Source organism: Mesorhizobium sp. W067 (genome assembly GCF_054719525.1).
Map to the genome: position 1 here is coordinate 2,872,454 of NZ_JBTTII010000001.1, position 20,166 is coordinate 2,892,619.

The following is a 20,166-nucleotide window of genomic DNA, read 5'->3' on the forward strand; positions in this document are numbered from 1 at the left end:
ATGGCTGATGTCCTGTTCTCATCGACCTTTTCTTGGCCCGCCAGCCGCGTCACCTGCCCGCGGCGTGCCGGCCTGCGTTCCTGCCGGAGAAGATGCAGCTGCCGAGAAATGTCCCTTCCAGCGCATTGTAGCCGTGATAGCCGCCGCCACCGCCGCCGGCCACCTCGCCTGCCGCATAGAGCCCGGCAATGGGCGCGCCATTGCCATCGAGAACCTGCGAATTGAGATTGGTGTGCAGGCCGCCAAGCGTTTTGCGCGTCAGGATTTTGAGGCGCACCGCGATCAGCGGCCCGTGCCTGGGATCGAGTATCTTGTGCGGCTTGGTCACCCGGAAGATCTTGTCGCCGATGTAGTTGCGGGCGCCGCGGATGGCTGTGACCTGCGCATCCTTGGTATAGGCATGGTCGACCTCTCGATCGCGCGCCACGATCTGGGCGTTGAGCCCGTCGTAGTCGAGCAGATTGTCGCCTGACAGCGCGTTCATCCCGGCGACCAAGTCGGCCAGGTTGTCGCGGACGACGAAGTCCTCGCCCTTTTCCAGGAACGCTGCCACCGATGGTGGCGCCTTGCCGCCGCGCCGGTTCTTCAGCACGGCCCGCCAATCCTTGGCCGTAAAGTCTAGGTTTTGCTCCGAACCCGACAGCACGAACTCCTTCGAAGCGATCGTCTTGCTCAGCACGAACCAGGAATAATCGTGTCCCGTCGACAGGATACGCTTCAAGGTGCCGAGCGAATCGAAGCTCGGGAAGAACGGCGCCTCCATGCGTTGTCCCAGAGCATCGAACCATAGCGGCGACGGCGCCGACAGGATGCGAATGCCGTGGTTCGGCCAGATCGGATCCCAGTTCTTGATCCCCTCGACATAGTGCCACATGCGGTCGGCGTTGATGACGGCCCCGCCGGCGTCCTGGGTGATCGCCACCATGCGGCCGTCGACATGGTGCGGCACGCCGGCAACCATACGCTTCGGCGCTGGCCCCAGCCGCCCGACCGGCCAAACCTTGCGAACCAACTCATGATTGCCGCCGATGCCGCCCGAGGTGACGATCACGACACCGGCCGAAAGCTCGAAATCGCCGACGGCCGTGCGGCTCGACTGCTTGCCGCGCTCGACATTGGACGCCTCCAGCATTTCACCCATGACGCCGGTGACCGCACCATTGGTTTTGACCAGCCGGTTGACCTGATGGCGGAATTTCAGCGTGATCAGCCCTTTGGCGACGTGCTCGCGCACGCGCCTTTCGAACGGCGCGACCACGCCCGGCCCAGTGCCCCATGTCAGGTGGAAGCGCGGCACTGAATTGCCGTGGCCATTGGCCAGCGCGCCGCCGCGCTCGGCCCAGCCGACCACCGGCCACCAGCGCATGCCCATGGCGTAGAGCCACGGCCGCATCTCGCCGGCGGCGAAATCGACATAGGCTTCCGCCACTTTCCTTGGCCAATGGTCCTCGGGCCGGTCGAACTGGGCAGAGCCCAGCCAATCCTGCCAGGCGAGGTCGCGGCTGTCCTTGATGCGCAGGCGGCGTTGCTCGGGCGTGTTGACCAAAAACAGGCCGCCGAGCGACCAGAATGCCTGGCCGCCGAGAAAACCGCCACCCTCTTGCTCGACGATGATCACGCGCTTGCCGGCATCGCCGAGTTCCGCGGCTGCGGCCAGGCCGGCCAGCCCGCCGCCAACGATGATTGCATCCGCGTCAGCCATTGTCGTAGCTCCTGTGCCGGCTTTTGTTTTTGAGATCGGATGCTCGTTGCTAGCTGCGCAGCGCGTTCCAGATGATGCGCGGCAGCTTCATGAGGCTCGGCCGGTAGTTGAACTCGGTGATCAGGCGGCCGACCATGTGTGCCCTTTTGTGGGTCAGGAACCAGGCCGGCTTCGGCATGATGCGGAACGGCGCTTCGAGCACGCTGCGCTCCGGTCTGTCGAACAAATAGGTGTTGTGGACGACGCCGATGCCGCTCTGCACATCGTCGAGCGTGTGGCCAGGGAAAGCACCCCAGGTCGGGCGCAGCAGCGCGAACAGAACGCCGCTCCAGGAATTGATGCCGATGCCGCCATAGCGCAGTTCGGCAATGATTTCCTCGAAGCGCTGCCGGCCGATCTCGGCGATCGTCCTGGGATGGATGAGGATGTTGGCGGCAAGCGTGCCGTGCAGCTTTTCATTGGCGTAGGCGACAGCGGCGCGCAGATAGGATTCCGCATTGCCCGCCGGCAGCCGCATGACGCTGAGCGCCGGCGCGAACACCTCGGCATTTTCGAGATAGGTATCCGTGCCCGGCCGGAACGGCACCACCACGCAGGCCGGCCCGCCGGGCCGCTCGAATTTCTGTACGCTGTCGGCATGCGCCTCGAAGGCGGCGAGGCGCTCGGTCGCGCCGGGATAATAGGCCGGGCGCGACGGGGCTTTCTGCATCACCTTTTCGAGGGCCGCCAGAAGCGCGTCGGATTTGTCCCAGCCTTCGGGCAACACGAGCATTTGGCAGGCGATACAGTTGAAACCGGAATTGTTGAGCTTCTGTGTGGCGATCAGTTCGGCATGGTAGGCGATGTCGGCATTCGACCATGGGCCGGGCACCACGATGGTCGGCGCCACGCCACCAAGCTCAGAGGTGATACGCCGGCTGTTGCGCGGCGTGCCCGCCGCCTTGTTCTTGCGGCCCTCCTCGCCGGGACCCCAGACGATCGCGTCATGCGAGGCGGCGGCACCGGTGATGTGGATGTCGTCAACGAGATCGTGGTTGCACAGATACGCACCGACATCGGTGCCGCCGCGCACGATGCGCAGCGCGCCGAATTCGATCAGCGGCCGCAGCGCCGGCCGCAGGAAATCAACGAGGTAATCATTGACCGGGTTCATCTTGAGCAGGACGACCTGATGTTCGACGAGCAGCTTGTGCAGGCAGTCGAGCGGCGCGATCGAGGCGACGTTGCCGGCGCCGAGCACGAGGCCGATCTTGCCCTTGCGGCTGGTGCGCGGCGCGTCATAGGCCGAGGCGGTGTTTGCGGCGAGGTTCGCCTTGGTCACGCCGGGCTGCATCCAGATCTCGGCCTTCAGCCCGGTGAACAGCACCTTGTCCCAGAGCGAATTCGGAACCACCGTCACAGCCACCTGTCCGTTGGGCAAGGTGCGAACCGGCAGATTGTCAAGGAACTTCTTGCCCTCCATCAGGCTCAGCGTGTGGATGAACTGGTTGCAGCCATCCATCAGCGCCGCCGGGCCAGCCAGCCATTCCTCACCTTCCAGCGGCGAGCCGGTCGGGATGCCCTTCTTGCGCGTCGCGGTTTTGACCCACGCCTCGGCGACCTCGCGGATGTGATCCTTGACCTGCCGCAGCAAGGCGATCCGCTCGCCATTCGAGGTCTGCGCCCAGTCGTCCTTCCTGGCGTCGAGATCGGTGAGCGCGAGGTCGAGTTCGGCTGCCCATTCAGGCTGCACGGGCTGGGTTTTGACTGCCTTGGCAACCATCCTATCCTCCTCCACTTCGATCTCTTTGTTTGACGCAATTCCTGTGGGAAAACCGCTTCACACTTTTCCTGGAATTGCTCTACGAAAACGGCAGTGCGGCCCATTGCTCGACGAATTTCCCGCCGGAATAGACCTGGATCGAACCGAACTGCTGTAGCACGAATTCGCTCTGCGTCGGACGCAGGAAGGCGTAGTCGTCAGGCCCGACATTGACGTTGTCGGGCAGCGCCATGAATTGCTGATTGGTCGAAAAGCCGAACGTCTTGTCGGTCTTCATCCCCACGGGATGGACGGGCTTCGCCATCCATTTTCCGCCATAGAGAAAACAGCCGCGCCGCGGCAACAGCCCGAGCTTCTGCAGCAGCCAGGAGCGCTGGTCGAGGCCCGGCGCCTGGACATCGACCACTTTCAGGATCGGCGTCGCGATGAATGCGGCAGGCCGCAATTGGCTGAGGCTCGGCACATCGAAATCGGTCGGCAGCATAAAAGCCGATCCGATGGACAATTCATTGGCGCCGACCCAGCTGTCATAGAGCAATGCGGTGCTGCTGCCGCCAAGATTGAGGATCTTGCGCTGGTCGGCGGCAAGGCAAGCGACATACTGGCGAAACAGGCTGATCGCCTTGACGCGCGCCTTGGCCGGTCCTCCCAGTAGTTTGGGGATATGGCCGATATGCGCCTCGTAGGCCATGACGCCTTCGCATTTCAGCCGCGGGTAATTCGCCAACGCGAAAACTGCCCGGGCCAGTGAGTCGGGATCGCTGATACCGCCGCGATGAAGGCCGACATCGACCTCGAAGCAGACGCGCAGCTCGCGGTCGAGCTCGGCGGCAAGCGAGCCATAGGCGGCCAGCCGCTCCTCGGTATCGATCAGCCAGACGATGCGCGACGTAGCTTCGCCGAGCCCGGCGAGAACGCCCTTCGTCAGCGCGTGCCTGGCGCCGGCAACCGGCATCGGCTTGCCCAACAGGAGATCGACTTGGGGAAACACTTTCAGCATCTCGGCGCTGATCGGCAGATGAAAGGTCATCAGCCTGTCGGTCGCAAACGCCGCGCGGATATAGTCGATCAGCGGCAGGCATGGCAGCGACTTGTCGACGAGGCGCAGATCGAGGCCCGTGGCGAACTTCGCCTTGATCGCAGCGATGTTGTGATCGAGCCGGTCGAGATCGAGCACCAGGCAAGGCTGAAAGATCCCGGCTGCCCTGAGCGCGCCCGACATTTCCGCGAAATAGGTGTCGGTCAGGCTCATGCCGCGACGCCGAGCAGCCTGGCAATATAGGGCGACACGAAGCGGTTGTCCGGGTCCATCTCGCGGCGGACCGCCATCGCATCGTTCCAGCGCGGATAGAGCGCGCTCAATTCCCTTGATGTCAGGCTGTGCATCTTGCCCCAATGCGGGCGGCCGCCGCGCTTCCTGAAGATCGGCTCGGCGGCGTTGAAGAACGCCATCGGATCGCGCTCGATGCCGTGATGGATGGCGATGGAACAGGTCGGGCGCTTGTAGAAGGGGCTGAGCCAGACATTGTCGGGCGCGACGACGCGCACCTCCATCGGAAAATAGACCTCTGGAAACCGCGTCTCGAGCAGCGCAATGATTTCGCTGAGTGCGGCCGCCCCTTCCTCGAACGGCAGGTGGTATTCCATTTCGTTGAACTTGACGTTGCGCTCGGAGGTGAAGACCTTCAGCCACTCCTCGATATAATCCTCGGCCGGCACCTTGGCGAAGGCCGAGCCGATGAGACGGCGGCGCAGCCAAGGGAGCCAGCTGAGATAGTCGCGCAGTTTTCTCAGCGTCGTCACCGCATCGTCGTCTTCCGTCGGCGGACGCACAGTCGCCGGCGCCTCGGTGATGTCGCTGGCAATCAGCAGCGCCTGGCCCGAAAACGGCACGTAGTAGAACTCGGCCGAACGATGCGCCGTCATGGTGCTTTCGAATTGCGCAAGCACATCGGCGATCGGCGCCGTCCAGCGGCGGTGCCGCATCCGGTAGCTCGCCACGTTGCGGATCGTCACTTCGGTGACGGCGCCGAAAGCGCCGAGCGAAGCGCCCATGGCTTCGATCATGTCGGGGCTCTTGGCACGGTCGAACTCTTTCAGCGCGCCACGCCCGTCGACGATCTGCATCGCCTCGAGCTGGGTGTGGTACGCGCCAAGTGTGATGCCCGAGCCGTGCGTGGCGGTGCCGAGCGCCCCGCCGAACGCCTGCTTGTCGATGTCGCCCATGTTCGGCAGCGCCTGGCCGACGCCGTGCAACAGCTTTGCCAGCGCGCCGATCTTCGTGCCGGCGCCGACCCGCGCCGTCAGTTTTTCGGGATCGTGCGACCTCAGGCCCTCGAAGCGGTCGAGCGACAGGATGGTGCCGTCATTCTTGACCAGCGGCGTAAAGGAATGGCCCGTGCCGACAAATCGAACTGGTCCCGGCGAGTTGCGAATGGCACCACTCAGCTCATCGAGACTCTGCGGTTCGGCAAAAGCCTGCGGCGTGGCCGTGACATAGCCCGACCAATTGCTCCACTGGCTGATAGCCTCTCCCACGATCCCTCCCTGGGGCGCCGGCTTTGCCGGTCTTTCTCCTAGCGCTAGATAATATGATACATAGTCAGCTTTTCCGGATATGATACATTGTCAGCTTTCTGTCAACCTGGCAATCGGAGGTGTCTTGCGTCCGCCGGCCGCATTATCTACAGCGACGCACGCTGAGCCGGCGTCGGCATTGAACGCAGTTCGTTGCCCCTTCAAGCCAGCCCAAACGTTTCCACGGCCCGCATGATGCCGCGCAATTCGGCCAAGCCCTTCAGGCGGCCGATCAGCGAGTAGCCGGGATTGATCCTTGTCTTGCCGATATCGTCGGCGAGCAGGTGGCCATGGTCCGGCCGCATCGGGATTTGCCAGTCGGCGCGGCCCTCCTTGCGGCGGCGCGCCTCCTCCTGCATCAGCGCCAGGATGACATGCGCCATGTCGGTGCCGCCTTCGAGATGCTCGGCCTCGTAGAACGAGCCGTCATCCTCGATGGTGATGTTGCGCAGATGGGCGAAGTGGATGCGGTCGGCGAATTCCTTGACCATGGCGACGATGTCGTTGTCGGCGCGCGTGCCGTAGGACCCGGTGCAGAACGTCAGCCCATTGGCCTGGCTGTCGACGGCATTGAGAATGAAACGCGCATCCTCGGCGGTCGAAACGACGCGCGGCAGGCCGTAGAGCGAAAACGGCGGATCGTCGGGGTGGATACACATGCGCACCCCCTCCTCTTCCGCCACCGGAATGATCTCGCGCAGGAACCACGCGAGGTTGTCGCGCAACTCCTTCGGCCCGATTCCGTCATAGTCCGCAAGCGCCTCGCGAAAACTGTCGCGGTCATACTTGCGCTCTGTAGCCGGCAGGCCGGCGATCAGATTGCGCTCGATCTGGTCGATCTTCTCGGGCGGCAATTCCTTCAGCCGCGCTTCCGCCTGCGCAATACGCGCCGGCGTGTAGCTGTCAGCTCCGTTCTTGCGCTTCAGCACGAACAGATCGTAGGCGGCGAAATCAACGGCATCAAAACGCAGGGCGTAGCCTGTCGTCGGCAGCCGGTAGGCAAGATCGGTGCGGGTCCAGTCCACCACCGGCATGAAATTGTAGCAGATCGTGGCGATGCCGGCCTTGGCCAGCGCGCGGATCGAATCGCGGTAATAGCCGGCATAGCGCTCGCGTTCCTGCGCGCCGATCTTGATGGAATTGTGGACCGGAATGCTCTCGACGACCGACCAGGTCAGTCCTGCTTCCTGGATAATGCGCTTGCGCTCCAGCACTTCGGCCTCAGGCCACGCCCGGCCGTCATAGATATGGTGGAGCGCCGAGACCACGCCGGTGGCGCCCGCCTGCTTGACATGATCGAGCGTCACCGGATCATCGGGCCCATACCAGCGCCAGCATTGTTCCATTTTCGGCTTTCCTTCTGCGAGAGGTTGGCAACTTATTGTTGGACCCCGATGGGAGTCGATAGAAAATGGAGGAGTTTTTAGAAATGATGGATTTCGACGGCAAGGTCGCCCTGGTGACCGGGACGACCGGAATCGGCCTGGCAACCGCCACACGCCTTGCGGCCGGTGGCGCCGCAATCATCGCCTGCGGCATCGACCGCGCCGCCAACGCGTCATTGAAAGCGCAACTGGAAAGCACTGGAGCAGCAGCGCTGGTCATCGACACCGACGTCGCCGTTTCCGATCAGGTGCGCGACGCGGTCGCGGCTGGCGTCGCGAAGTTCGGCGGCCTGGATGTCATCGTCAATTCAGCCGCCGTCCATCCCTATGGCACGGCGACGACCACCGACTGGGAAACCTGGAACCGAACGATGACGGTCAATGTCGGCTCGATCTACCTGACCGCGCATTTCGGCATTCCGGAAATGATCAAGCGCGGAGGCGGCGCCATCGTCAACGTCGCCTCGGTGCAGGGCTTTGCCTGCCAGCAGAACGTCGCCGCCTATGCCACGACCAAGGGCGCCATCCACACGCTGACGCGCTCGCTGGCGCTCGACTACGCGGCATCAGGCATCCGCGTCAATTCGGTCAGCCCGGGCTCGATCCGCACGCCGATCCTGGAGAAGGCTGCGCGCGGTGACGGCGGCAGCGATGCCGATGTCGAAGAGGCCTACAAGCGGTTCGGCGCGGCGCATCCGCTCGGCCGTATCGGCGAACCGGAGGAAGTGGCGGAACTCATCGCCTTCCTGTGCTCGTCGAAGGCCGGTTTCTGCACCGGCGCGGACTACAGGATCGATGGCGGCCTGACGGCAGGTATTGGCGTGAAGTAGCGCTATGATGGCGTTCTGCGCGCTTGCAGGCAATCGGTGTCCGACCGCGCTACAGCTTCCACATCCGCTTGGCATTGCCCGACAGCAATTTCGTCCTCTCCTCAGGGCTGGCGCCCGCGATCAGCGCGTGTGTCGCCGCCACCCAGGTGGCAAGGCCACCGCCAAGCGTGCACACCGGCCAGTCGCTGCCCCACACGACGCGGTCCCAGCCGAAAATGCCGATCGTGTGCTCGACATAGGGGCGCAAGGTCTCGACGGTCCATGAGCCGGCATCGGCATAGGCGACGACGCCGGAGATCTTGCCGATGACATTGGGACGCCGCGCGATCTCGGTCAAATGCTCGCGCCACGGATGTTCCGCACTGGCCTTGATGTCGGGCACGCCGCAATGGTCGAGCACGAACTGCACATCCGGCGCCAGATCAGCGAGCGCAACCGCCCTTGGAATTTGATGCGGCAGGACGACGAGGTCGAAGGTCAGGCCTGTGCCGGCAAGCCGCTTGATGTTTTCGCGAAACAGCGCGCTGTCCGAAAGCTCGTCCGGCATGACGTGCAGCACGCGGCGGAACCCCTTGACGAAGGGATCGGCCTGCTGGCGCTCGAGATAGGCGGCGAAACCGGCCTCCTCCGGGCGGCAGGAGGCGATCGCCCCGCGCAACAGACTGCCCTTCTCCAGCGACTGCGCCTTCACATGGCTGGTCTCGGCCTGGATGTCGGCTTGATCGACATCGACCTCCATGTGCAACGCGGCCTCGATGCCGGCGCGGCGGGCCTGGATCGCGTATTCCGCATGCGGGAAATCGCGGTTGAGCGCCGGCACGCCGCCAAGCCAGGGATAGCGCAGCGCCGACAGGTCGATCAGGTGTAGATGGGTGTCGATGATCATGGCTGTCCTCCTCGGTGATTTCAGATCATCGCCAAATGCCTAAGCCCAGCGCATGACATACTTTGGCTCAGGCCCGCTTCGGGATCTCTTTGTCCTCGAGCAGCAGCGTCAGCCCCATGGCGACGAAATAGAGCGCCGCCACCCAGATGAACATCACGTTGAAGCCACTGGAGTAGTGGTCGAGCACCACCTCACGGATCGCGTCCGGCAGGCTCGATGCGAGGTGCGGGGTCAATCCATTCAGGCCCTGTGGCAACAATACGGCGGCCTCAGTGGGAAGCTCGGCTGTCTGCCGGTTCAGCGCCCAGATCATCACCGCGCCGTTCAGCGCCAGTCCGAGCGATGCTCCGAGCGTCCGCGCCTGGGTGATCAGCGACGTCACCGCGCCGATATCCTGCAGGGGTGCCGCCGCCTGGATCGCCACAATCAGCACCTGGAACTGAAGACCCATGCTGATCCCGAACACAGCCATCATCGTCGCCAGCACCCAGATCGGCGTGTGCTGGCTGGTGAGGACGAAGCCCAGCATCAGGAGCCCGCCAATGCCCATCGCCACAACCGGCATCCATTTGTAGCGTCCGGTGGCGGCAATCACCCGCCCGGCGACGATCGAGATGACCATCGATGTCAGTGACGCCGGCAGGAACAGGAAGCCGACTTCGGCCGGGCTGAGGCCCGTCAGCGTCTGCATGTAGAGGGCGAAATAGAAGAACATACCCAGCGTCACCGTTCCGGCGACCAGCGACACGCCCGAGACGATGCTGACCGTCGAATTGCCGAACAGCCGCAACGGCACGATCGGCTCTTCGGCCCGGCGCTCCACCATGATGAACAAGGTGATGGCGACTAGTGCCAGCAGCGGCAGCGCGAAGGTGATGAGGTCCGGTCCGCTGGGGTCGAGCACGTGGTAGCCCCAATAAACGATCGCCGTCGTGCCGGCGGCGAGCAGCACGCCGCCGAGATAGTCGATGCGGTGCCGCTTTTCGTTGAACCGGCTGCGCATGGCGAAGGCCAGCACCGCCAGCACGATGATCCCTATCGGCAAATTGACCAGGAACACCCAGCGCCAGCCGAACAGGCTGGTGATGTAGCCGCCGGCCAGTGGGCCGAGCACTGATGACAGCGCGAACACCGCCGAACTGTAGCCCTGATATTTCGCGCGGTCGCGCGGCGAAAACAGTTCGCCGATCATGGCGAAGGCCGAGACCATCAGGCCGCCGCCGCCGATGCCTTGCAGCACGCGCGCGGCGATGAGGCTCTCCATCGACCATGCCATGCCGCAGACCAGCGAGCCCAGCAGGAACAGGCCGATCGCCGTCAGCACGACATTCTTGCGGCCATACATGTCGCCGAGCTTGCCGTAGAATGGCGAGACCGCGGCGGTCGAGAGCAGGTAGGCGGCACCGACCCAGCCGAACAAATGCAGATTGCCGAGTTCGCCGGCAATGGTGGGCAAGGCGGTGACGACGATCTGCATGTCGATGGTTGCCATGAACATGGCGATCAGCGCGCCGAAATAGACGATCAAGGTCGTAAGGTCGGGCCTGACTTGGGCCTCCACGGGCGCTGTGTCCGGCAGCGTCTGCTCGACAGTCATCGGTGTCTCCGTAGCTTGGGGCGCGATTTATGTCCCCACAACCAAGAGGTGTCAATCAGATATGTGCGCGTAGCATATAATTGACATCAGCATATATTCTTGCTAACGCGCTATGGGATGAGCAGCAACGCATCCGGCAGTCCGGACCGATTTCCAGCCCTGTTCCAGACGCGCGGCGACCGGGATCTCGCCGATCTGGCGCGCGGCAGCGGCCTGTCCGAACCGGCGGCCGAGGCCGTGGCCGCCATCGATGCGGTAATGAGCAAGGTGCGCCGCTCGATCCAGCGCCGCGACTTCGGCCGCATGATCCTGGCGCGCGTAGACCCTTCGCTGGAAGTGAGCCATCTCGATGCGATCAGCGCCATCGCGAACAATCCGTTTTTCAGCGCTACCCAGCAGGATGAGGTGACGGTTGGCGTCATCGCCGAGCGCCTCGAGATCGATCCGTCGCGCGCCAGCCGCATCGCGGCCGACCTCGTCGAACGCGGCTATGCCTGCCGTGTCGCATCGCAACGCGATGCCCGCCGCATCTGCCTCAAACTCACCGCCAAGGGTGAGCGCCTCGTGGCGGCGGTGCGCCAGACCAAATGGCGGATTTTCGCCAGATCGCTGGCACAGTGGGATGAGCAGGACCTAGTAAGGTTCGCCACCTTGCTGGAACGCTTCGCCGGTTGGGCCATGGACGAAGCCGGGATGAAAAGATCCGCCAAGGCCGTCAAGCAGTTGATGGACGAGATGCTGCCCGAAACGAAATAGGCGGCACGGCGTGGACGCTCACCCATGTGTGCGAGCCGTTCGATAGCCCTTGACGCTCAGGTCGCCTCGGATCGTTATCGGCCGAAGAAACCGGCGTCCTCTTCCGCCAGGTATTTCTTAGCCGCTTTGGCATCGATGTCGAGGCCGAGTCCCGGAGCTTCGAGCAGGTCGACCATACTATCCCTGACGATCTGCCCCTTGGGCAGGCCGATGACGATGTCCTCCCACCACGGGTCGGAGGCGCTGGGATATTCGAAGGCGATGTAGTTGGCCGGCAGCGTGGCGCAGACATTGATCAGCGCGCCGAGGCCGAGCAGACCGTTCGCCGTGCCGTGCGGCGCCATCATGATCGAGTGCATATAGGCGTGCTCGGCCACCCATTTGAGCTCGGCGATGCCGCCGATATCGGCGGGGTCCGGACCGATGACACGGACCGCCTGGGTCTCGATCAGTTCCTTGAAGTTATGCCGCAGGTAGATCTGCTCGCCGGTGTGGATGGGGGTGGACGTCGATGTCGTGAGTTCGCGATAGGCTTGCGGGTTGACCCATGGCACGTAGTCGCCGGTCAGCATGTCCTCCAGCCACATCAGATTGTATTTTTCGACGGCCCGCGCGAAGCGGATGGCGTCGGGCAGGAACCAGCCGGGGCCGCAATCCAGCGCCAGCGAAACCTTGTCGCCGAGCACCTCCTTCATGGCGATGACGCATTCGATCATATGCGCCATGCCGCGCTCGCTGATCTGCCCCTGGTCCATCGCGCCGTGATAGGTCGGCGGCTGGCGCACGCCATAGTGGAAGTCGGGAACGCTGGTCTTCATGTTGGAGTGGAAGCTGATGCCTTGCTTGACCATGAAGAAACCTTCCGGCCGCTCCATCATCCATTTGACGTCGGCCGCGTAATCCTCGGGCTTGTCGCCGGAGCGCTTCTTGCGGATGGAACCGTTATAGACCCGCACCTTGTCGCGCACCTTGCCGCCGAGCAGCTTGTAGACCGGAACGCCTGCCGCCTTGCCGGCGATGTCCCAGAGAGCATGCTCGATAGCGCTGACGGCGGCGCCGTAGGGCTTGAACGAGCCGCGCTGGCGGATTTTCAACATCACGCGTTCGACATCGGTCGGGTCCTCGCCGATCAGCGCGTCGCGGAAATGCAGCACCCAGGGTTTCAGATAAGGCTTGGTGTACTCGACCTCGCCGAGGCCATGGAGGCCTTCGTCGGTGACGATGCGCACGATGGGGTGCCTGCCGATGACGGCGCACCTGAGATCGGTGATCTTCATGATGTCCTCTATTTCACCGACGAGAAGGCGGTTGGCGCGAGAAACTGGCTGGAAATATTGGCCAGGATCGGGCCATCGCGCTCAGACTCGTCGCGGGCCTCGAGCCATGCCCGATCGGTGGTGAAGGCCTTCCATTTCACTTCGCGCTCGGCAAGGGATTCCCAGGCGATGAAATAGGTCAGTCGATTGCTGCTTTCGCCGACCACCGTGGTGAAGAACCCGGCTTGGCGGATGCCGTGCTTGTCCCACAGCGCCAAGGTATGGTCGTTGAAACGCTTGAGCAGCGCCGGCAGCTGGCCCGGCACGCAGTCGTAAATGCGAAGTTCGTAGATCATGGTTGATCCTTCTGTTTACTTCTCCCTTCGGGGAGAGGTGTAGCGTCAGCTCCAGGTGCGGTCCCAGGAGTATTCGTCGTCCCAGTGATCGGTCGGCCGCCAGATGCCGGTGACGCCGGGCTGCAGGTGCTGGCTGATCACTTCGTCGACGATGTCGTCGATGCCCAGACCGGGCTTGTCGGGTACGGTGATGAAGCCGTCCTTGACCAGCGGCTTGGGCAGGCCGGTGACGATATCGTCCCACCAGTCGACTTCGACGCTGTGATATTCGAGCGCCATGAAGTTTTCCGTCGCCACCGCGACATGCGCGGCGGCCATTGCCGCGATCGGGCTTTCCGCCATGTGAATGGCCATGGCAACGCCATGCTCCTGCGCCGCGTCGCCGATCTTCTTGGTCTCGAGAATGCCGCCGGTGGTCAGCAGATCCGGATGGATGACCGAGATGCCGGCGTTGAGCAGCGGCTCGAAGCCTTCCTTGAGGTAGATGTCCTCACCCGTGCAGATCGGCACCGACGTCGCCTGCTGCAACTGCCGATACTGCTCGGTGTATTGCCAGGGGATCACGTCTTCGAGCCAGGCCGGTGCGTATTTCTCGATCCGCCGGGCGAGACGGATGCCGTCCTGCAGCGAGATGTGGCCGACATGGTCGATGGCGAGCGGAACCTCGTAGCCGATCACCTCGCGGACCTCGTGGATATATTGGTCGAGCAGGTCGATGCCCTTTTCGGTGAAGTGGAGGCCGGTGAAGGGATGCGGCACGTTTTGCGCGTCATAGGCGGCATAATTACGCGCCCGGCGCTCGTCCAGCGTGCGTGCCGGACCGCGCGCGGCATGGCTGCGGAAACCGTCGAGCACGCCGGCCGGCGCCACCACTGCGCCCGATATGTGCGAAATCTGCGCCAGGCCGAGATCCATCTTGAGGAAGGTGAAACCGAGATCCATCCGCGCCTTGAGCCGCTTTCCGGTCTCGGTGCCGATGGGCTTGTCCGCGTCGGTGTCGCAATAGACACGCACCTTGTCGCGAAACCGTCCTCCCAGCATCTGGTAGATCGGCACGCCGTACGCCTTGCCGGCGAGGTCCCAAAGCGCGATCTCGATCGCCGAGACACCGCCACCTTGCCGCCCATGGCCGCCAAATTGTTTGATGCGGCGGAACAGCCGGTCGACGTCGCAGGGGTTCTCGCCCAGCAGCCGGCTCTTCAGCATCAGCGCATAGGTCGCGCTGGCGCCGTCGCGCACTTCGCCGAGACCAACAATGCCCTGGTTGGTGTAGATCTTGACCAGCGCGGAGGTGAACGGCGCGCCGACGATCTCGGCGACGCGCAGGTCGGTGATGCGCAGGTCGCTCGGCCTGGAGTTCGTATTTACCCGATTGAGCGCCTCGCCGGCGCTACCCGTCTTTGCCATGGCTTATCCTCGTTCTGATTGGTGGCGCCCCGCACCCCCGGCCTGCATAAGCGTTGCTAGCCAAGCTCTATCTCGTGGGCCTGCAGGTAGTCTCGGTTCATCTCGACACCGAGACCCGGCTTCGACGCCAGCTTGAGGCTGCCGTTCGAGACATCGAGTGGCTCGTCGATGAGGTGATTATATTTGTCCAGGTTCCACTCCGACGTTTCGAGCTTGTAGAAGTTGGGAACCGTCATCATCACCTGCGCTCCCGCAACCACATTGATCGGTCCCGCGGCGTCATGGGGCGAGACCGGGATGTAGTAGGCTTCGCACAGGGCGGAAATCTTCTTCAGTTCGGTAATGCCGCCGGTCCAGGTAACGTCCGGCATGATGTAGTCCGCAAGCCTGTTCTCGAGCACCGGCACGAAATCCCACTTGGTGTGGCCGCGCTCGCCCCACGAGATGGCGGCACTGACCTTCTCACGCACTTGCTTGAGAGCATTGAGGCTTTCTGGCGGGCATGGCTCCTCGAACCAGTCGATCTGGCCGGCTTCCTCGAGGCTCCGGCAGAGGCGAATGGCGGTGGGCACATCGAAGCGGCCATGCGCATCGATCAGAATGTCGACATCGGGCCCCGCCGTTTCGCGGATCAGGGCCGTGAGTTCGGCGGCCTCGCGCTCGTCCTTGCGGGTCATGCTGCCATCGAGGTAGCCGTCCCGCTGTTCGCGCGCCAAGCCATCGGCTGTGCGACCCTGATGGGGGAAAGGATCGAACTTCAGCCCGGTGTGTCCGGATTCGACGATGTCTCGAATTTCGCGAACCACAGCCTCCTTGCTGGTAAACTTGGCCTGGTTGGGGTGGGTATAGAGCGCGATTTCGTCGCGCACCGGTCCGCCCAGCAGCTCGTAGATCGGCTTGCCGAGAACTTTGCCGCGAATGTCCCAGAGCGCTATGTCGATAGCGCTCACGCATTCGACCGCGGCGCCGCGGCTGCCCATATAGGTGAAGCTGCGGAAAATCTTGTGCCAGAGATGCTCGATGCGCGCCGGATCCTCGCCTGTCACGGCGACACCGATCTGCCGCAAGATCGTGCACAGGGCACGGTTGGCGAGCCTTGTGGTGGTGGTGATTTCCCCCCAGCCGCTCACCCCTTCGTCGGTCGTCACCTCGACGAACAGGAACTCTCCCCAATAGGAAGCATCGGACTTGATCAGCCACGGCCGAACGCTCGTGATTTTCATCTCTCAACTACCTCTGTCTGATGGCCGGACCAATGATTTTCTGGGCTGGAAATTCTATCCGGCCCGAGCGGCGTTGCGCGCACGCATCTGTTCGAGAACGTGCCGGCCGGAACCCTCGACATGGCGGGCAATGAGTTCGGCCGCCTCGTCGGCATTTCCGGCTTTGATATGCGCGATGAGCTCGCGGTGTTCACGCATGATGGCGGCCCGCCGCGCGAGCGTGAAATTGAAACGCCGGCTCACGGCTCGCAGCACTTCGCGATGCTTCCACCAAAGCTCGGCGGCATGGCGGTTGTAGTGGCGCTGGTACATTACAGTGTGGAAGGCGGTATCCAGTTCACTGTGCCGCAATGTGTCGGTGAAGTTGTTCTCTTCGATCAGAGCCTGGATGCGTTCGAGTTCGGCGATGTCCTCGCCGGTCGCCATGTTCACGAACCATCGCGTCAGGGCCGGCTCGATCAGGACTCCGATCTCGTAGATATCCCGGACAAAATCCTGGTCTATGGGCCGGACGCGCGCGCCACGGTTGGCGACAAAGGTGACGAAGCCCTCCCCTCGCAACAGCTGCAGCGCCTCGCGTACGGGGTTGGTCGAGGTGCCGTGACGCCGGGCGAGATCGGTGACCACAAGCCGTTCGTTGGCGGCGAGCCGTCCCTCGATGATGTCTTCCCGGATCAGCTCATAAAGCGAGGCGCCCTCGCTGGACGCCCCGATGGGATCAATCCCCACGGGTGGCTCTGCTTTGAAATCACTTGTTTCGGCCAAAGCCGCCCCCCCCGATTAGTACATCACATGCTCGATATCATACACGGGTTTTGCAAACAATGTACGATCGGGTGCGTTGACAGGCAATCCACGATCTGAAAACGTACCAGATGATCGAAGGGATACATTGAGCTGAGGACGCATCCCGCACGGTCGAACGAGCCCCTTGGCGCACGGCGGCATGGGAGAATCTGGGAGGATACTATGACGAGGATTACACTCGGCGGTGCCGTCCTGCGCGGCACTGTAGCCACTGCTTTGATGGCGTCGCTGATGTCGGGATCGGCATTGGGTTCGCCGCCGGTCGATTTGAGCAAGTGGTCGCCGGAATATGTGCGCTCCATCGCCGGAACACAGGATTTCGACACGGCCGCCGATTGCGGTAAGGTCACTCCGCTCGACTACAAGGGGCGACTGACGTTCTGGTATCAGGGTGTGTTCGAGGGCGACCCCGATCTCCTGCGCCAGTACTACAAGGATTTCTTCGAGACCTTCCGCAAGACCTATCCGAACATCCAGCTCGAGGATCAGGCCCTCACCTACAACGACCTTCTCGACAAGTTCCGCACGGCGCTGCTCGGCAATGCCGCGCCGATGGCGGTCCGCCTGCAAATCCTGGGCGGAACCGAGTTCGCCTCGAAGGGTTATCTGCAGCCGCTCAAGCCGGAAGATGTGGGCTATCCCACGGAGGATTTCTGGCCCGGCGCCATGAAGGCGGTAACCTGGGATGGCGTGACCTACGGCATTCCCACCAACAATGAGACGATGGCGTTCATCTGGAACGCCGACATCTTCAAGCGTGCGGGCCTCGATCCGGACAAGGCTCCGGCGACCTGGGACGACGTCGTCAAATATTCCAAGCAGATCCATGACAAGCTCGGCATAGCCGGCTACGGCCTCGTGGCGCGCAAGAACGCCGGCAACACGCCGTACCGCTTCATGCCGCAACTATGGGCCTATGGCGGCGGTGTCTTCGACGAAGCCTCCGCGAACCCGACCTATAAGGAGGTCGAGCTCAATAGCCCGCAGAGCAAGGCGGCGTTGCAAGCCTCCTACGACATGTATGTTCGCGACAAGTCGGTTCCGGTCTCGGCCCTCACCAACCAGCAGGCCGATAACCAGCCCCTGTTCGTCGCCGGCCAACTCGGCATGATGGTCTCGCACCCGTCCGACTATAACGTCATGCTCGACCTGCAGAAGAAGGCAACGGGCGCCGACAAGGACAAGGCGCAGACCGTCATCGACAACATGCGCTATGGCCTGATTCCGACCGGCCCCGACGGCAAGCGCGCCGTCGTGTTTGGCGGCTCGAACATTCACATCCTGAAGCCCGAATATGTCGAGGGCGGCAAGGTGGACGAGCCGGCTGCAAAGGCCATCATCTGTATGTGGACGAGCCCTGAATGGTCGTTGAAGATGGCGTATGCCGGCTCGAACCCGGGCAACCTCAACGGCTTCAAGACCAAATGGATGAAGGAACGTCTGGACAACATCAAGTTCCTCGATGTCACGACCTCGATGTTGCCATACGGCATTCCGTTCCCGGCGCTGCCGCAATCCCCCGAGATCATGAATATCATCGTCCCGGACATGCTGCAGAACGCCCTGACCGGAGCGATGACCGTCGACCAGGCAGCGGACGACGCGGCCGAGAAGGTGAAGAACCTGATGGACGGACTCTAGTCCGGGCCTGACCTGCGATCCGACCGGCTGTGCCGACAGTGCGTGCAGCCGGTTTGCTCCTAACAACAAGGGCACGCCATCGTGACGATCGTGACCGGCAAGGCCGAGGCTCGCCGAAGATTGCAACCCGGTAGCTCCGGCATGCTGCGGAATATCTGGGAGCATCGCGCCGACTACGCATACGTGCTTCCAGCGATCGCCGTGATGCTCATCGTCATCGCCTATCCGATCTACTACACGGTCGAGCTGTCGTTCTTTAAGACGCCGCCTGGCCTGCAGCTCCGCGACAAGACCTTCATCGGATTGGACAACTACACGGCCATCCTCACCAGTCAGGTGTTCTGGAAAGTCACCTTGAACACCCTGATCTGGACGATCGCATCTACCTTCGTTGCCTTTGCCTTGGGATTTGCCGCCGCGCTGGCCCTCCACCGCGAGTTTATCGGCCGGGGTGTCCTGCGCGCTATCCTGATCATTCCCTGGGTCATCAGCGCGGTTGCCGCCTCCTATATCTGGAAGTGGATCTACCATTCGGACTTCGGCATCATCGGCGCGGTGCTGGTCGGCCTCGGATTGGCTGACCGGCCGCCGAACTTCATCGACAACGTCAGCACGGTGCTGCCCTCCTTGATTGTCGTCAATATCTGGCGCGAGTTTCCGTTTGCCATGATCATGATGATGGCCGGTTTGCAGACGGTCCCCGACCAGTTGTTGCGCGCCGCGGAAGTCGACGGGGCCAATGCATGGCAGCGTTTCTGGCACGTCACCTTCCCGCATCTGCGCAACGTCTCGACGGTGACGATCCTGCTGCTCGCAGTGGCCAATTTCAATTCCTTCATCATCCCGTGGATCATGACCGGTGGCGGGCCGTCGAACGCTTCGCACATCTGGATCACCCACATTTATGAGCTCGCCTTCGGCCGGCAGCGATGGGGCGTCGCATCGGCCTATTCGGTACTCCTGTTCCTCATGCTGATGGTGCTGGGCTACTTCTACGTCCGTGCGCTGGCCGGCAACGAGCGCAACGAGGGGAGCGCATGAGCACGATCGTCGAGACAGTCCCTCGACGTCCGGCCCGGCGCCGCATGCGCATCGACGGATGGCGTTGGGCCGGGCGCATCTTCCTCGTGTTCATGCTGCTTTACACCGCGTTGCCGATGATCTGGATGCTGATCACCTCGATCAAGTCCGGCTTCGCGGCGATGCAGTTCCCACCGCAATGGTGGCCGGAAGAGCCTACCCTGGCCAGCTACCAAAAGCTGCTCGATCCGCAAAACAGCGTCGGCCAGGACTTCCTGCGTTTTTTCTGGAACAGCCTCTACGTGTCGACCGTCACCACAATCCTTTCGGTGATCGTGGCCGTTCCTGCGGCCTACGCCTTTTCGCGCTTTCGTTTCCCCGGTCGAAACTTCCTGTTCTTCACCGTGCTTTTGCGCAACATGTTCCCGGCGGTGATCTTTCTCGTGCCGCTCTTCATCCTGATGCGCGCGATCGGGCTGGTGAACACGCATGGCTCGCTCATTCTCACCTATCTCACCTTCGGCCTGCCGCTGGCGATCTGGCTGCTCAAGGGCTTTTACGACAACATTCCGGTGCAGCTCGAGCAGGCGGCGCGGATCGATGGGGCGACCCGGTTCCAGGCCTTCATCCTGATCGTGATGCCTCTCTCGACGCCCGGTATCATCGCCACAGCTATCTATTCCTTCATTGGCGCCTGGAACGAGTACATCTATGCCTACACCTTCCTTTCCAAGAACGAGCAGTTGACCCTGCCGGTCGGCATACAGCGTTTCTTCTCGGAGAATACGACGGACTTTCCGGGCCTGATGGCGGCCAGCTTCATGATGAGCGTGCCCGTCGTGGTGCTGTTCCTCCTCCTGCAACGATACTTCGTACGCGCCCTTACAGAAGGCGCGGTCAAACACTAGAGCCGGATGATTTCAGGTCTGTTCGACCTCAAATCTGAATCCGCCTCTAAATC

Annotated in this window: 17 protein-coding genes; 5 read left to right on the forward strand and 12 right to left on the reverse strand. The window is 62.7% G+C overall.

The genetic code is table 11. The features are described 5' to 3' along the window. Positions 1 to 49 precede the first annotated feature (49 nt). The 5 genes from ACYG97_RS14085 to uxuA form a co-directional block, all read right to left on the reverse strand. The gene (locus tag ACYG97_RS14085) at positions 50 to 1,702 is read right to left on the reverse strand and encodes an FAD-binding dehydrogenase (protein WP_023733172.1); all 1,653 of its coding nucleotides are present in this window, start codon (positions 1,700 to 1,702) and stop codon (positions 50 to 52) included. A gap of 49 nt (positions 1,703 to 1,751) precedes the next feature. Further along, on the reverse strand, positions 1,752 to 3,464 hold the full coding sequence (locus tag ACYG97_RS14090) for an aldehyde dehydrogenase family protein (protein ID WP_023733173.1): 1,713 nt from the start codon (positions 3,462 to 3,464) through the stop codon (positions 1,752 to 1,754). A gap of 79 nt (positions 3,465 to 3,543) precedes the next feature. After that, on the reverse strand, positions 3,544 to 4,716 hold the full coding sequence (locus ACYG97_RS14095; RefSeq protein WP_031262054.1) for an alanine racemase: 1,173 nt from the start codon (positions 4,714 to 4,716) through the stop codon (positions 3,544 to 3,546). Then, the gene (locus ACYG97_RS14100; protein WP_023668112.1) at positions 4,713 to 6,002 is read right to left on the reverse strand and encodes a D-arabinono-1,4-lactone oxidase; all 1,290 of its coding nucleotides are present in this window, start codon (positions 6,000 to 6,002) and stop codon (positions 4,713 to 4,715) included. The genes ACYG97_RS14095 and ACYG97_RS14100 overlap by 4 nt, the downstream gene beginning before the upstream one ends. 200 nt (positions 6,003 to 6,202) lie before the next feature. Further along, entirely contained in the window at positions 6,203 to 7,387 is a 1,185-nt protein-coding gene (uxuA, locus tag ACYG97_RS14105) for a mannonate dehydratase (RefSeq protein WP_023668111.1), read from the reverse strand. An 83-nt stretch (positions 7,388 to 7,470) separates the two neighbouring features. Here uxuA and ACYG97_RS14110 point away from each other — a divergent pair, with 83 nt between their 5' ends. Continuing rightward, positions 7,471 to 8,256, forward strand: coding sequence for an SDR family NAD(P)-dependent oxidoreductase (locus ACYG97_RS14110; RefSeq protein ID WP_023668110.1), 786 nt, complete (start codon positions 7,471 to 7,473; stop codon positions 8,254 to 8,256). Between the two features lie 49 nt (positions 8,257 to 8,305). Here ACYG97_RS14110 and ACYG97_RS14115 read toward each other — a convergent pair whose 3' ends face one another. Together ACYG97_RS14115 and ACYG97_RS14120 are read right to left on the reverse strand one after the other, a co-directional pair. Continuing rightward, positions 8,306 to 9,142, reverse strand: coding sequence for an amidohydrolase family protein (locus ACYG97_RS14115; protein WP_023668109.1), 837 nt, complete (start codon positions 9,140 to 9,142; stop codon positions 8,306 to 8,308). Positions 9,143 to 9,209: 67 nt separating this feature from the next. Continuing rightward, positions 9,210 to 10,739 carry an MDR family MFS transporter gene (locus tag ACYG97_RS14120; protein ID WP_023668108.1) on the reverse strand — a complete coding sequence of 510 codons (1,530 nt, stop codon included), beginning with the start codon at positions 10,737 to 10,739 and terminating at the stop codon, positions 9,210 to 9,212. Between the two features lie 117 nt (positions 10,740 to 10,856). On the opposite strand from ACYG97_RS14120, the gene ACYG97_RS14125 reads away from it, so the two are divergent. Next, the gene (locus ACYG97_RS14125) at positions 10,857 to 11,495 is read left to right on the forward strand and encodes a MarR family winged helix-turn-helix transcriptional regulator (RefSeq protein WP_023733176.1); all 639 of its coding nucleotides are present in this window, start codon (positions 10,857 to 10,859) and stop codon (positions 11,493 to 11,495) included. Positions 11,496 to 11,569: 74 nt separating this feature from the next. On the opposite strand, the gene ACYG97_RS14130 is transcribed toward ACYG97_RS14125, so the two are convergent. Genes ACYG97_RS14130 through ACYG97_RS14150 form a run of 5 tightly spaced genes read right to left on the reverse strand, consistent with a single transcriptional unit; the run spans position 11,570 to position 16,502 of the window. After that, positions 11,570 to 12,772, reverse strand: coding sequence for a mandelate racemase/muconate lactonizing enzyme family protein (locus ACYG97_RS14130; RefSeq protein ID WP_023681197.1), 1,203 nt, complete (start codon positions 12,770 to 12,772; stop codon positions 11,570 to 11,572). Positions 12,773 to 12,780: 8 nt separating this feature from the next. Further along, positions 12,781 to 13,107, reverse strand: a complete 327-nt coding sequence (locus tag ACYG97_RS14135; RefSeq protein WP_023702115.1) for an NIPSNAP family protein — start codon at positions 13,105 to 13,107, stop codon at positions 12,781 to 12,783. A gap of 45 nt (positions 13,108 to 13,152) precedes the next feature. After that, positions 13,153 to 14,514: a mandelate racemase/muconate lactonizing enzyme family protein gene (locus ACYG97_RS14140; protein WP_352914021.1), complete on the reverse strand. Its 1,362-nt coding sequence runs from the start codon at positions 14,512 to 14,514 to the stop codon at positions 13,153 to 13,155. Between the two features lie 56 nt (positions 14,515 to 14,570). Further along, positions 14,571 to 15,737 carry a mandelate racemase/muconate lactonizing enzyme family protein gene (locus ACYG97_RS14145; protein WP_023729476.1) on the reverse strand — a complete coding sequence of 389 codons (1,167 nt, stop codon included), beginning with the start codon at positions 15,735 to 15,737 and terminating at the stop codon, positions 14,571 to 14,573. A gap of 54 nt (positions 15,738 to 15,791) precedes the next feature. Continuing rightward, on the reverse strand, positions 15,792 to 16,502 hold the full coding sequence (locus ACYG97_RS14150) for a GntR family transcriptional regulator (RefSeq protein ID WP_023681193.1): 711 nt from the start codon (positions 16,500 to 16,502) through the stop codon (positions 15,792 to 15,794). Between the two features lie 204 nt (positions 16,503 to 16,706). On the opposite strand from ACYG97_RS14150, the gene ACYG97_RS14155 reads away from it, so the two are divergent. The 3 genes from ACYG97_RS14155 (at position 16,707) to ACYG97_RS14165 (ending at position 20,113) form a co-directional block, all read left to right on the forward strand. Then, entirely contained in the window at positions 16,707 to 18,185 is a 1,479-nt protein-coding gene (locus ACYG97_RS14155) for an ABC transporter substrate-binding protein (RefSeq protein WP_023668101.1), read from the forward strand. Positions 18,186 to 18,266: 81 nt separating this feature from the next. Beyond that, on the forward strand, positions 18,267 to 19,226 hold the full coding sequence (locus tag ACYG97_RS14160) for a carbohydrate ABC transporter permease (protein ID WP_023733177.1): 960 nt from the start codon (positions 18,267 to 18,269) through the stop codon (positions 19,224 to 19,226). Further along, on the forward strand, positions 19,223 to 20,113 hold the full coding sequence (locus ACYG97_RS14165) for a carbohydrate ABC transporter permease (protein ID WP_023714612.1): 891 nt from the start codon (positions 19,223 to 19,225) through the stop codon (positions 20,111 to 20,113). The genes ACYG97_RS14160 and ACYG97_RS14165 overlap by 4 nt, the downstream gene beginning before the upstream one ends. Positions 20,114 to 20,166 lie beyond the last annotated feature (53 nt).

Coding starts and splice junctions, on each gene's coding strand:
- ACYG97_RS14085 (WP_023733172.1), bottom strand. CDS start 1,702: ATGGCTGACGCGGATGCAATCATCGTTGGCGGCGGGCTGGCCGGCCTG.
- ACYG97_RS14090 (WP_023733173.1), bottom strand. CDS start 3,464: ATGGTTGCCAAGGCAGTCAAAACCCAGCCCGTGCAGCCTGAATGGGCA.
- ACYG97_RS14095 (WP_031262054.1), bottom strand. CDS start 4,716: ATGAGCCTGACCGACACCTATTTCGCGGAAATGTCGGGCGCGCTCAGG.
- uxuA (WP_023668111.1), bottom strand. CDS start 7,387: ATGGAACAATGCTGGCGCTGGTATGGGCCCGATGATCCGGTGACGCTC.
- ACYG97_RS14110 (WP_023668110.1), top strand. CDS start 7,471: ATGATGGATTTCGACGGCAAGGTCGCCCTGGTGACCGGGACGACCGGA.
- ACYG97_RS14115 (WP_023668109.1), bottom strand. CDS start 9,142: ATGATCATCGACACCCATCTACACCTGATCGACCTGTCGGCGCTGCGC.
- ACYG97_RS14120 (WP_023668108.1), bottom strand. CDS start 10,739: ATGACTGTCGAGCAGACGCTGCCGGACACAGCGCCCGTGGAGGCCCAA.
- ACYG97_RS14125 (WP_023733176.1), top strand. CDS start 10,857: ATGAGCAGCAACGCATCCGGCAGTCCGGACCGATTTCCAGCCCTGTTC.
- ACYG97_RS14130 (WP_023681197.1), bottom strand. CDS start 12,772: ATGAAGATCACCGATCTCAGGTGCGCCGTCATCGGCAGGCACCCCATC.
- ACYG97_RS14135 (WP_023702115.1), bottom strand. CDS start 13,107: ATGATCTACGAACTTCGCATTTACGACTGCGTGCCGGGCCAGCTGCCG.
- ACYG97_RS14140 (WP_352914021.1), bottom strand. CDS start 14,514: ATGGCAAAGACGGGTAGCGCCGGCGAGGCGCTCAATCGGGTAAATACG.
- ACYG97_RS14145 (WP_023729476.1), bottom strand. CDS start 15,737: ATGAAAATCACGAGCGTTCGGCCGTGGCTGATCAAGTCCGATGCTTCC.
- ACYG97_RS14155 (WP_023668101.1), top strand. CDS start 16,707: ATGACGAGGATTACACTCGGCGGTGCCGTCCTGCGCGGCACTGTAGCC.
- ACYG97_RS14165 (WP_023714612.1), top strand. CDS start 19,223: ATGAGCACGATCGTCGAGACAGTCCCTCGACGTCCGGCCCGGCGCCGC.